Genomic DNA, 12,277 nt, shown 5'->3' on the forward strand with positions numbered 1-12,277 from the left:
TTCAGGCTGCGACGGCTTCCAGTGCAGCCTTCACCGCAGCGATCGCATCGGCAGCCCTGGAAGCATCCGGCCCGCCGCCCTGCGCCATGTCGGCGCGGCCACCACCGCCCTTGCCGCCTAGCGCTTCAACGCCCGCGCGCACCAGCGTCACTGCGTCGAACTTGCCTGTAAGATCGTCGGTCACTGCGGCAGCGATAGCCGCGCGGCCCTCATTGACGGCGACGATGGCCGCCACGCCCGAACCCATGCGCTTCTTGGCCTCGTCGAGCAGGCCGCGCAGTTCCTTGGCGTCCAGCCCTTCGATGACCTGACCGGAGAACTTCACTCCGCCCACTTCTTCGTCCGCCGCAGCAGGAGCAGCCCCACCGCCGCCGCCCAGGGCGAGCGCGCGCTTGGCTTCTGCCAGTTCCTTTTCAAGGCGCTTGCGTTCGTCCACCAGCGCGGCGACGCGAGCCTCGACCTCTTCGGGCGTGCTCTTGAGCGTGCCCGCAACGGCCTTCAGCGCTTCCTCGCGGCCGACCAGCCACTGGCGCGCGGCCTCGCCGGTCAATGCCTCGATACGGCGCACGCCCGAAGACACGGCGCTTTCCGAGACGATGCGGAACAGACCGATATCGCCGGTAGCGCGCACATGGGTGCCGCCGCACAGTTCCACCGAATAGTTGCGGCCGGTATCGACAGCCGTGTGGCCCATCGAAAGGACACGCACCTCGTCGCCGTATTTCTCGCCGAACAGCGCCATGGCGCCCGCCGCAATGGCATCGTCCGGCGTCATCAGGCGCGTGGTCACGGGATCGTTATGGCGGATTTCTGCATTCACTTCGGCTTCGATCAGCGCGAATTCCTCAGGGCTGAGCGCCTTGGGATGGGAAAAATCGAAGCGCAGACGGTCAGCCGCGACCATCGAGCCCTTCTGAGTGACATGATCGCCCAGATGGTTGCGCAAAGCCGCGTGCAGCAAGTGCGTGGCCGAGTGATTGGAGCGGATTGCATCGCGCCTCGCGACGTCCACGTCGAGACGGACGGTATCACCCACCTTCACCGTGCCGCTTTCCACCTTGCCGCGCATGGCGTGCAGGCGGCCGAGCGGCTTGGCAGTGTCGGCAATGGCGATGTTGAGACCACCCGGGCCGGTGATCGTGCCGGCATCGCCGACCTGACCGCCGCTTTCGCCATAGAAGGGCGTCTGGTTGGTGAGGACGATCACCTCCGTACCGGCATCGGCAGACTGAACTTCCTTGCCGTTCGCCACCAGTGCCACGACCTGGCCTTCGCCGCTGGTCGAGACATAGCCGGTGAACTCGCTGGCGCCTTCGCGCTCGGCGATGTCGAACCAGACTTCCTCGTCCGCAGCGGCGCCCGAGCCCTTCCATGCGGCGCGGGCAGCGGCTTTCTGGCGGGCCATGGCGGCATCGAAGCCGGCCTTGTCCACGCCGATACCGCGCGAACGCAGCGCGTCCTCGGTCAGATCGTAAGGGAAACCGAAAGTGTCATAGAGCTTGAAGGCCGTCTCGCCCGGAAGCTCCGACCCTTCGCCCAGATTGCCGGTTTCTTCTTCCAGCAGGCGCAAGCCCTTTTCGAGCGTCTGGCGGAAACGGGTTTCCTCGCGCTCAAGCGTTTCCTCGATCAGGCTCTGGGCGCGGGTCAGTTCGGGATAGGCCTGGCCCATCTCGGTAACCAGTGCGGGCACCAGGCGGTGCATCAGCGGCTCGGCCGCGCCCAGCAGATGCGCGTGGCGCATGGCGCGGCGCATGATCCGGCGCAGCACATAGCCGCGGCCTTCATTCGAAGGCAGCACGCCATCGGCGATCAGGAAGCTGGTGGAGCGCAAATGATCCGCGATCACGCGGTGGCTGGCGGTGTGATCGCCTTCGGCCTTCACCTTGGTGAGTTCGACCGACTGGTTGATCAGCGCCTGGAACGTATCCGTCTCGAACACCGAATGGACGCCCTGCATCACGGTGGAGATACGCTCCAGCCCCATGCCGGTATCGATGCTGGGGCGCGGCAGATCGCCGATGATCTGGTCGGCTTCCTGCATGTGCTGCATGAAGACGAGGTTCCAGATTTCGACGAAGCGATCGCCGTCTTCCTCGGGCGATCCCGGAGGGCCGCCCCATATTTCAGGGCCGTGATCCCAGAAGATTTCCGAACAGGGGCCGCAGGGACCGTCCGAGCCCATGGCCCAGAAATTATCCTTGGTGGCGATGCGGATGATGCGCTCGTCCGGCAGGCCGGCGATCTTCTTCCACAGGTTCCAGGCCTCGTCATCCGTGTGATAGACGGTGACCGAGAGGCGATCCTTCGCCAGCCCGAACTCGCCCGTCACCAGGTTCCAGGCCAGTTCGATCGCGCGTTCCTTGAAGTAGTCGCCGAAGGAGAAGTTGCCCAGCATCTCGAACAGGGTGAGATGGCGGGCAGTATAGCCGACATTGTCCAGATCGTTGTGCTTGCCCCCGGCGCGCACGCATTTCTGCGAACTGGCCGCGCGCGGCGCGGGCGGGGTTTCGAGCCCGGTAAAGACGTTCTTGAACGGGACCATGCCCGCATTGACGAACATCAGCGTGGGATCGTTATACGGCACAAGCGGCGCCGAAGGCATGACCTGATGCCCGTTGGCCCCGAAATAATCGAGGAATGTGCGGCGGATATCGTTCGACGAGTTCATGGCCCGCAACTAGGGGCTGTGAAAGCGAAAGCCAAGCCCGAGATGCATCGATGAATGCCGCTTTTGCGCCAAATCCGGACCGGGGATGCCGGCGCGGGCTTTTACTTGCGCTTTGCCGTAACGACCCATGCCCCCGCGGCGAAGGCAATGATGCCTTCGACTTCATGCGAGGCGGCAAAACTGCGCAGCTTCTTGCGAAAGGCGGCCTGCTCGTCCTGCGTCATGGCCGCCATGGCGCTCGCCACCGGGCCAATGGTCGAGAAATAGGCCACGGCATCGCTTACCGGATCTTCCCCGGAACCGACTACCATCGCGAAATCGAAGGGATCGAGCTGGATATCGGTCCAGCCTGCAGCGGTGAGGATGCGCTTGACCCGGTCGGGATCGGCGAAGGCCATCGGCCCCGGAGCCTCGGGATCGGGCGGGGTTTCGGGGGGCGGGAGCAAGCTGGCGACAGCAGTGAATATCTCGTTCACTGCCGGAGAGCGGAAACAGGTGAACAGCAGCCCTGCCCCTGGCGCGGCAATGGACGCCATATGGGTAAAGGCGGCGATCGGATCGGCGAAGAACATCACGCCATGGCGCGAGATCAGCAGTTCCGGCCGGAAGTCGCCTTGCGGAACCCAGCGCGAGGCATCGCCCAGGGCGAAGGCGGCATTGGACAGATTGCGGCCGCGATCGCGAGCGACTTCGATCAATTGGGGCGAGATATCGACGCCCATGACATCGACATTGGGCCGTCCGCGGGCAATGGCGAGCGATAATTCGCCTGCGCCGCAGCCGATATCCAGCACGCTGTCAAAGGTGACATCTCGCGTGGCGCGCAACAGGCGCTCGGTCAGGCCACCCCAACTGCGATCGGTCCGGCGCCATTCGGCGGCCCAGTTGCTACCGGCGTCCCCTTCCCAATCCATCACCCTCGACATGACATCCGCACCTTGTCGTTGCCCCAACAAGCCGTGAGGCTAGACCCTCCGCGCCCTCGCGCCAAGCGGCGACACGAAAAAGCCGGCGCGAGACCCGTCAAGGGAAAACTCGCACCGGCTTCGTTCTCGCAAACACCGCGCAAGGCGGCGCTTCTTGAGGATCAGTCTTCGGAGTCCGCGTCCGGCCCCGTCATCATCTCCTCGGCAACCTGATCGGTCCGGCCGCGAATGGCGGCTTCCAACCGGTCGCAAATCTCGGGATTTTCCTTGAGATAGGTCTTGGCGTTTTCACGCCCCTGCCCGATCCGGATGCTGTCATAGCTGAACCACGAACCGGATTTCTCGACGAGGCCGACCTTCACGCCGAGATCGAGAATCTCGCCGATCTTGGAAATGCCTTCGCCATACATGATGTCGAATTCCACCTGCTTGAACGGCGGAGCGACCTTGTTCTTTACTACTTTTACGCGTGTGGCGTTGCCGACAATCTCTTCGCGGTCCTTGATCTGGCCGGTGCGGCGGATATCGAGGCGGACGGAAGCGTAGAATTTCAAGGCGTTACCGCCAGTCGTGGTTTCCGGATTACCGTACATCACGCCGATCTTCATGCGCAGCTGGTTGATAAAGATCACCATGCAGCGCGAGCGGCTGATCGAGCCGGTGAGCTTGCGCAGGGATTGCGACATGAGGCGGGCCTGCAGGCCGACATGGCTATCGCCCATCTCGCCCTCGATTTCGGCCCGGGGAACCAGAGCGGCAACCGAATCGACAACCAGCACGTCGATCGCATTGGAGCGCACCAGCGTGTCGGTGATTTCGAGCGCCTGCTCGCCCGTGTCGGGCTGCGAGACGATCAGTTCATCGATGTTGACGCCCAGTTTCTTGGCATAGACCGGATCGAGCGCATGTTCGGCATCGATAAAGGCCGCCGTGCCGCCGGACTTCTGCGCTTCGGCAATGACGTGAAGCGCCAGCGTGGTCTTGCCCGAGCTTTCCGGCCCATAGACCTCGATCACGCGGCCGCGCGGCAGGCCGCCGACGCCAAGGGCGATATCGAGACCGAGCGAACCGGTGGAAATGGCTTCCACCTGCATCGCTTCCTTCGAGCCCAGCTTCATTGCCGAACCCTTGCCGAAAGCACGGTCGATCTGTGCGAGAGCGGCGTCCAGCGCCTTCTGACGGTCCATAGTATCCTTATCCACGAGCTTAAGTTGCGTCGCCATCTGGGGCCTCCGTCAGTGCCTAGAGCCAAGACCGGAAAGGTCAACTGACGGAAGATGTATCGCATTTGTTCTCATGGAACAAGAGTGGAACGAAATATTTTCGTCACTCCGGAAACTCGCTGTTTTCTGCCGCTTCAGCTATCCTCCGCCTCGGTGGAACGCACTTCCCAGTCAATGTTGACGGAGGTGCCGGCGGGAATCGTCCGTTCGATCACCCACTGGCCGTCCTTCACGGACATGCCCTTCACCTTCTTGCGCACCGCCCAGTCCGCCGGGCGGCCCAGTTCGACGCGGGCCTTGATCGGATGGCGATTGGCATTGGTCAGCGTGGCACGGGTCGGCAGCCAGGGATTGCCCTCATCGCCAGGCTCGGCCTCGGTCTGCCGGGCACAAAGGGCGAAGGCATTGGGGCTCTCGCCCAGCGAAATCTCCACGTCCTGCCCTTCGGCATAATCGCGCAGATTCTCCTCGCCGACCAGCAATTCGCCGCCCGAGGACGGTTCGAACAGGGACACCCCGCCCATCGGCAGGGCCACGCCCAATCCGTGCTTCTTGTCGTTCTTCGTCTTGAGCACACGGCGCAGGGCGCGTGGATCGTCATAATCGTCCCACGGAGAACAGGAGGCGCGATATTCCAACTCGCCCTGGACCGCGTCCTTGTCGAGGAAGGCAACCTGCTTCATCGACTTCGAGGCGACGGTAACCCGCTCGGGCACCCGATAGAGCTTGAGATCGCCGAGAGCTTCCTCGGTGGCGACCATGGCGACCGGAGACGCCATCGCCTTTTCCATACGCGCGCCGGTTACCACGATATTGTCATAGTCTGCCATCGAAGCGGGTGGTGGCGGGGCAGGAGACTGCATCGGCATGAATTGCGGGAGTTGTTCAGGCGATCCCGCCGCCGTGCTGCCAATCGGATAGCAGGTCAGATACAGCCCGCGCCCTTGTGGCGGGTCGGACAGGCCCTGAAAATCGCTCTCCACATTGAGTTTGCCTGCAACCACCAGCAGCGTGGCATCCTCGAAGCTCTGGCCATTGTCGTTCACCAACGTGAGCCAGCTCCGCAGGCGCAGCTTCTCCTTGCCGGAGGGTGCCGCATCCTGGAACGTGCCGACATAATGGGCCTGCCAGTCGAAGCCCCAGGCGATGTAAGTCAACTGAACCTGATAGGTGCCGCCGCTGGCATCGCGCGTATCGATGCTGAAGACGGGCTGGGCCGAAAGGCCGTCGGGCACACGGTCGAAGGTCAGCTTTTCGGGGATGCCGGCGCAGCGCACTGCCTCATAACCCTGCGCGGTCTGGAGGACGAGGCCGCCATCTGCGCGGGTACGTACCACGGCGCTTTCGGCAGTCTGCGCGCCCGTCGCCGGATTGGTGCGAGTGATCGTGACCCGGTTGCCCAAAGTCCCGTCCACCAGGGCGGCGGGGGAGAGCAGGTCCGCATTGCGGTTCTTCTCGATCGTCCCGCCCGGCAGGCCGGTGACGATGGCGCTGACGGCCACCATTCCTTCGGCCACGCCCTCGAACCGGATGGTCGATTCGCCCGGAGGGAGCGTTACGGTGCGAGTCTCGTTGATCATCGCAAAGCCTCGCGGCCAATTGCGATTGATCTGGGCATCCGGCCCGCGATCCGGATCGCGATAGAGGGTGACCGAGACGGCACTGGGAGTGGAAGCCATCACGGCATCGCGGGCAGTGGCTGGGGTCAGAGGCAAGCCGAACAGCAAGGCTGCGAACAGGGCGCGCCCTGTCCAGCCCCTCCCCCTCAAGGGGGAGGCCGGGTGGGGGGGGTGCGCCACGCCAGCAGCGGACGCGAGGCCTTGCCTCGCTCCCCCTCCCCTCGGTCCCCTCCCCGCCGGGGAGAGGAGGATCATGCGGGTGGCGCGCGCCATGCCGGGCCTCAGTAACGCGTTTCGTAAGTGACCCGGACGACCCGCTCGCCATTGGCGGGAACGGGCACAGTCCATTTCCGGCGGTCGGCATTGAGCTGTTCGCCCGGCACATCCTCACTCACGATGCGGAAGTCCCGGCCCCACCAGCCATAATCAAGCCCGCTCTGGAACAGATCGACATTCACAGGCTGCGATTTCGCATTGGTGAGAGTGTAGCGCATAGTGGTGCGGTAATAGGTTACGGGCCGCTCGGCCTCGCCCTGCACCACGCTGCCATCTTCCTTAATCACGCGCCAGCGGGCGGATTTCTCCCACTCTGCGCCGGTGATTTTCTCGCGCTTTTCGACTTCGGCCTTCACGAAGATGTCGAAGGCATCGCCCGTAGTCAGCGTCAGTTCGCTGCCCATGGGCGTGTGGCCGATCTGGTTCTCGCCGATGAATTGCGGCGTGCCCTTGCTGTCGCGCTGGTAGAAGCGAACGGTGCCGGCCGGAAGCGCATCGCCCAGTCCGCCTTCCTTCGAGGACGAAAAGGCGATCTGGCTCGACACGTTGCGCGGATCGCTGTCACTCTGCAGCCAGCCAACCTCAAAACCATAAATCTTGCGCGCCGGCACGGCCTGCACATCGAGGAAGCTGACCTGCTTAGTCTGGTTGTTGGCAATCGTGGTGCGCCCATCGATCGGGTAGAGGTAGTAATCCCCCAACTGCTCGCGATTGGCCGTCTCGGTGCCGGGAACGAAGGAGCCACGCGGGGCGGAAACCGGCCGAACCGAGCCGTAGCGCGGATTGTAGCCGCCACTGCCGGACGGGCTGCCCGCCACCAGCAAGGTCTTCGCATTGTCGAAAGTGGTGCCGGTATTGTTGGTCAGCGTGACCCAGCCCTGCACGTCCACTGTGCCCTTGCCCTCGTCATAGAGAGCCACATAGTCCGACGACCAGCCGAGGCCGGGGGTGAGATAGCGGATCGAGGCCGGGCGATTGCCCGCACGGCTGCTGTCGACCGTCACGGACAGAGTTGGACGGGCACGCAGGTTCGGCGGCACTCCGTCGAAGATCACGCGCACCGGCAGGCCATCGTCGCGCAGCACCTCGATCCGGTCGCCGATGCGGATCACCACGCCTCCGGCCGTAGACAGCACCGTCGCCCGCTCGCGCGTTTCCTGCCCGGTGGCGGGATTGGTGCGCAGCAGGGTGACGGTCTGGCCAATGGCCTTTTCCATCATCTTGGTGGGAGTGAGCAGGTCGAAATCGAAATTCTGTTCGACAATGCCGGTATCCGCGGCCGAGAAGCTGAGCGTCTCAGGCCGGATCATGGCCGACACATCGGGAAACTCGATCCGGCTGCGGCCATTGGCGATGGGAAGCTGGCGCACATCCTGCACCAGCGCCTGGCCGTTATTGTAGATCGTCACCGATACGTCGCCCTGGGCGCTTGCCCCCTGGGGGGCGGCCGTCTGAGCGATGGCGGGCTGTTGCGCGGCGAAGAGCACGCCCGGAAGCGCAGAGGCGGTAACGGCAAGGCGGGCGAAGTTGCGGATCATGATCTGACCTACTCCCAAAGATACGGGTCCATACCCTTGACGGAGAGGTTTGCGCCTTGCGCGTTACCCTTCGATGAACAGAGGCATAAGGACGATGGACGGTGGCACAGGGTGAAATATGGAGACGTCGCCCCTTCCGCCTTTCATTCGTCATTCCCCGAAGGCAGGAATGACGAATGAATGTTTTCGGCCAGGAATTATCCCCTCGGCGCGCTAAGCACCTCGGCCACCTTGTTGGCGATCTGCTGGACCGAGAACGGCTTGGGAATGAAGTGCATGTCCTCAAGGTCGATCTCGTTGCGCAATTGCTCTTCCGCATAGCCGGACATGAACAGCACCGGCAGGTGCGGAGCGATCCGGCGCAATTCGCGGGCCATGGCAGGGCCGTCCATGGTGGGCATGACCACGTCGCTCACCACCAGGTCGAACTCGCCGCCGCCCCGGACCTTTTCGAGCCCTTCCTCGCCATCGCTGGCGGTAGTGACGATATAGCCCTGCCGGGTCAGCGCACGTTCGGCCACGGCGCGAACCATATCCTCATCCTCTACCAGCAGGATGCGCCCGCCGCCCGACCAGTTGGAGGAGATTTCCTTTTCCACCTTTACCGCCACCGGCTCGGTCGAATGGTGGACCGGCAGATAGATGGTAAAGCGCGCGCCGCGGATCGACCCATTATCGGCAGCGACATTGTCGGCAAAGATGAACCCGCCGGACTGCTTGACGATGCCGTAGACGGTCGAGAGGCCAAGGCCGGTGCCCTTGCCCATTTCCTTGGTGGTGAAGAAGGGATCGAAGATCTTGGCCAGATGCTCGCCGGGAATGCCGCCGCCCGTATCCTCGACGATCAGCACGGTATAATCGCCGACCGGGAGGATTTCGCTGCCCATGCGGCGAATGTCGGAAGAGGCGATGCGCCGCGTCGCCATGGTCAGGCGGCCAGTCCCGTCTCCGCGCGCATGGATCGCATCGCGGGCATTGACGGCCAGGTTCACGATCACCTGTTCGAGCTGCTGGGGGTCCGCGCGGACAGGGCCCAGATTGCGGTCATGATGAACCTTGAACTCGATCTTCTCGCCCATCAGCCGCTTGAGCAGCTGGCTGACCTCGGCGACAACATCGGGCAGTTGCAGCACTTGCGGGCGCAGGGTCTGCTGGCGCGAAAAGGCGAGCAATTGCCGCGTCAGGCTGGCCGCGCGGTTCGAATTCGCCTTGATCTGCTGGATATCGTCATAGTCGCTGTCACCCGGCGTATGGCGCAGCAACATCAAGTCGCAATAGCCGATGATGGCAGTGAGCACATTGTTGAAATCATGCGCCACGCCGCCTGCCAGCTGGCCCACGGCCTGCATCTTGGTCGCCTGGGCGATCTGGCGCTTCAGGCGCGTTTCCTCGGTAGTGTCGGCAAGGCTGAGCAGGACCGATGGCTCACCCAGCCCGCGCACACCTGCAATGCCGAGCGAAACCGGATCGTCGGGATTGTGCTTCAGCCGCACTGCCATGTCGGTGCTGGAGGCAGAGCCTTGCCCATAGCGGCGCACGGCATCGACCAGCGCGGCCTTGTCTTCCTTCACCACCAGATCGGAAGGGTAAGGCACCAGATCGCGCCCTTCGATCCCGGCGGCGCGCATGAAGGCGGGGTTGGCGAACAGGAAATGCCCGTCCCGGTCCGTCATGGCGAGACCGAGGGGCAACTGTTCGAGCAGGGCCTGCAATTGCGGCGTGCCGGTCTGGGCTTCCGCCCCCCATGCCCCGCCGATACCCACGCCCGCCTCCAGCAGCAGCATGAGCGAAGGCGCCTTGTCGGGCGCCGGGTCTTTCCCGTCCGGGTCCGCCAGCGGGACATGCACCAGCGTTTGCGGCGTGCCCTTGCGGCCTTCGCGGGCGAAGAATATCCGGTCGCGCTCATCGCTGCGCAACAGGGCTGCAAAGTCTTGCCCGGCCAGAGTAGCGGCCGGATCGCCTGCGGCCCGGGCGGCGAAACCTTCGCTGGCGGAACGCACGATACCGTCGGGCCCGACCAGCGCCGCCTCGATTCCCGCCTGCGACAACACCCGGCCGAACGGCCCGGCGATGCGGGTGCCGATCTCGGCCAGCGGATCGCTGCGCAGCAAGGGCTCGAACCGCCAGACGAGATAATCGTCGCCCCGCCCTGCCCGCGATGCCCTGACGGTCCAGCTCTTGCCCTGCGCCTCCAGCAGGTCGAGCACGGCCGCACCGTCACGCCAGGCGGCACGGGCAGTGCGTGTCAGCAATTCCACCGCGCCATCGTCGAGCGGCATGGCGGGCGGCGCATTGGCCGTGCCGAAATTGCCGACAAATTCGGAATTGGCGCAGGTCAGGCGGCTTGCCCGATCGGTAATCGCCACCGCCACGTCCGGCTGTTCGATCGCGGCCACGGTGACCGACCAGTCAGGCAAGGTGCCATTCGTTGCCACGGGCGTGCTGCGCGTGCGGGTAAGAAGCCATGCCAGAGTGCCGAGCACGACCAGCGCGCCGACATAGGCCACCATCACCGATGCCTCGCCCGTGATGATCCAGATCAGAAGGGCACTGAATGCGAGAGCCGCTGCAATCAGCGCGGCTCCGTTCCTTGCAGTGCCGCCCAGCCGCCGCGGCGCGATATCGGCGGCGCGGCTCATTCCGCCGGGCTGAGATCGCTAGGAGCGCTGCCCCCGGTTCCGTTGGCCAGCCGGTGCCGCCGCCTGCGGGCCACCATGTTGCGCCAGATGAAGGAGGTCATGAGATAGCCGATGGCGGCCGCAACCACCGAGATGACGAGCAGCCCGATCAGCAGGGCAGGCGCCGCATCGGAAAGCAGCCACCTGCTCCATTCGCCGATGGAGGCACCATGTTCGTAAAGGCCCATGAAGGTCGCAAGGTCGGCATGGAAGCCCAGACCGGAGCCGATATAGAGCGAGCCCGCCAGAATGAACGGGGTCGTCGCCGGATTGGAGAGGAAGGTCATCCCCGCCGCCAGCGGAATATTCCCCCTGAACGGCACGCACATCAGCGCGGCGCCCACGATCTGGATACCGGGAATCAGTGCGAAGATGCCCACCAGCAGGCCGATCGCCACGCCGCGCGGCACCGAGCGACGCGTCAACCGGAACAGCTCCGCACGCCGCGCGAGCGGGCGGATCAGCCGAATCTCTTCAAGCTGTTCCCGGCTGGGAATCTGCCGCTTGATCCAGTCGGCCAGTGCAGTCTTTGATCGGGTAGCGCTCATCTGCCCTTGCATATCGGTATCGCCGCCCGCTGCGGCAAGGACTCTCCTTTACCGAATGTGGGCGAAACGACGGGTGAACGCCTTTCGCGCGCACGGCCTTGCAGGGCAAGTCCCAAACGGCGGAAAATCGTGCACCGGGCGTCGGATCAAATCGGGCATGCGGCAAGTGTTGCGCAAGCGCCGCAACTTCGGGCCCGGATCGGGCCTCGGATAGCCGCTCAGCCCTTGTCGCGCAGCAGCCGTGCCTTGTCGCGCTTCCAGTCGCGTTCCTTGATGCTGGCGCGCTTGTCATGGGTCTGCTTGCCCTTGGCCAGCGCCAGTTCCACTTTCGCCCGCCCGCGCGAATTGAAATAGACCGACAGCGGCACCAGCGTCATGCCCTTGCGCTCCACCGCGCCCAGCAGCTTTTCCACTTCGCGGGCATGCAACAGCAGCTTGCGCGGCCGCTTGGGCTCGTGATTGAAGCGGTTGCCGTGGCTGAATTCGGGGATGTTGGCATTGACGAGGAAAGCCTCGCCATCCCGGATTTCGGCATAGCTCTCGGCAATCGAGCCCTCGCCGCCCCGCAGGCTTTTCACCTCGGTGCCGGTCAGCGCGATCCCCGCCTCATACGTATCCTCGATATGATAGTCGAACCGCGCGCGACGATTCTCCGCGACGATCTTCTTCTTGTCGAACGTAAGTGGTTTGGGCCGTGCCATGGTGTGGCGCCATGTAGGGGCAGCGGGGCAAAAGGGAAAGGTGCGACTTTTTCCGTGGACGTCCTTACTTGCCCTGCGCGCCGATCCCGCCCATCATCGG

Annotated in this window: 8 protein-coding genes; all 8 read right to left on the reverse strand. The window is 64.1% G+C overall.

Annotated features, from left to right (window positions below; all coding sequences use genetic code 11):
* Position 1: 1 nt before the first annotated feature.
* Positions 2-2,668 carry an alanine--tRNA ligase gene (alaS, locus tag WFP36_RS03385; RefSeq protein WP_336977843.1) on the reverse strand — a complete coding sequence of 889 codons (2,667 nt, stop codon included), beginning with the start codon at positions 2,666-2,668 and terminating at the stop codon, positions 2-4.
* A 101-nt stretch (positions 2,669-2,769) separates the two neighbouring features.
* On the reverse strand, positions 2,770-3,594 hold the full coding sequence (locus WFP36_RS03390) for a class I SAM-dependent methyltransferase (RefSeq protein WP_336977845.1): 825 nt from the start codon (positions 3,592-3,594) through the stop codon (positions 2,770-2,772).
* 161 nt (positions 3,595-3,755) lie between these two features.
* Entirely contained in the window at positions 3,756-4,817 is a 1,062-nt protein-coding gene (recA, locus tag WFP36_RS03395; RefSeq protein ID WP_226792861.1) for a recombinase RecA, read from the reverse strand.
* A 134-nt stretch (positions 4,818-4,951) separates the two neighbouring features.
* Positions 4,952-6,496 carry a DUF4139 domain-containing protein gene (locus WFP36_RS03400; RefSeq protein ID WP_336977849.1) on the reverse strand — a complete coding sequence of 515 codons (1,545 nt, stop codon included), beginning with the start codon at positions 6,494-6,496 and terminating at the stop codon, positions 4,952-4,954.
* A 221-nt stretch (positions 6,497-6,717) separates the two neighbouring features.
* Positions 6,718-8,250, reverse strand: a complete 1,533-nt coding sequence (locus WFP36_RS03405) for a DUF4139 domain-containing protein (protein ID WP_336977851.1) — start codon at positions 8,248-8,250, stop codon at positions 6,718-6,720.
* Between the two features lie 197 nt (positions 8,251-8,447).
* Complete coding sequence (locus tag WFP36_RS03410) at positions 8,448-10,889, reverse strand: hybrid sensor histidine kinase/response regulator (RefSeq protein ID WP_336977853.1); 2,442 nt, start codon at positions 10,887-10,889, stop codon at positions 8,448-8,450.
* Complete coding sequence (locus WFP36_RS03415) at positions 10,886-11,476, reverse strand: DUF2062 domain-containing protein (RefSeq protein ID WP_336977855.1); 591 nt, start codon at positions 11,474-11,476, stop codon at positions 10,886-10,888. The genes WFP36_RS03410 and WFP36_RS03415 overlap by 4 nt, the downstream gene beginning before the upstream one ends.
* 218 nt (positions 11,477-11,694) lie before the next feature.
* Complete coding sequence (smpB, locus tag WFP36_RS03420) at positions 11,695-12,177, reverse strand: SsrA-binding protein SmpB (protein ID WP_336977856.1); 483 nt, start codon at positions 12,175-12,177, stop codon at positions 11,695-11,697.
* Positions 12,178-12,277 lie beyond the last annotated feature (100 nt).

Source organism: Fulverythrobacter fulvus (assembly GCF_037154085.1).
GTDB classification, from domain to species: Bacteria; Pseudomonadota; Alphaproteobacteria; order Sphingomonadales; family Sphingomonadaceae; genus Andeanibacterium; species Andeanibacterium fulvum.

Bases quoted from the DNA above. Each gene is read 5' to 3' on its own strand.
- WFP36_RS03415 (WP_336977855.1), bottom strand. From the start codon at position 11,476: ATGAGCGCTACCCGATCAAAGACTGCACTGGCCGACTGGATCAAGCGG.
- smpB (WP_336977856.1), bottom strand. From the start codon at position 12,177: ATGGCACGGCCCAAACCACTTACGTTCGACAAGAAGAAGATCGTCGCG.
- WFP36_RS03390 (WP_336977845.1), bottom strand. From the start codon at position 3,594: ATGTCGAGGGTGATGGATTGGGAAGGGGACGCCGGTAGCAACTGGGCC.
- recA (WP_226792861.1), bottom strand. From the start codon at position 4,817: ATGGCGACGCAACTTAAGCTCGTGGATAAGGATACTATGGACCGTCAG.
- WFP36_RS03400 (WP_336977849.1), bottom strand. From the start codon at position 6,496: ATGGCTTCCACTCCCAGTGCCGTCTCGGTCACCCTCTATCGCGATCCG.
- alaS (WP_336977843.1), bottom strand. From the start codon at position 2,668: ATGAACTCGTCGAACGATATCCGCCGCACATTCCTCGATTATTTCGGG.
- WFP36_RS03410 (WP_336977853.1), bottom strand. From the start codon at position 10,889: ATGAGCCGCGCCGCCGATATCGCGCCGCGGCGGCTGGGCGGCACTGCA.
- WFP36_RS03405 (WP_336977851.1), bottom strand. From the start codon at position 8,250: ATGATCCGCAACTTCGCCCGCCTTGCCGTTACCGCCTCTGCGCTTCCG.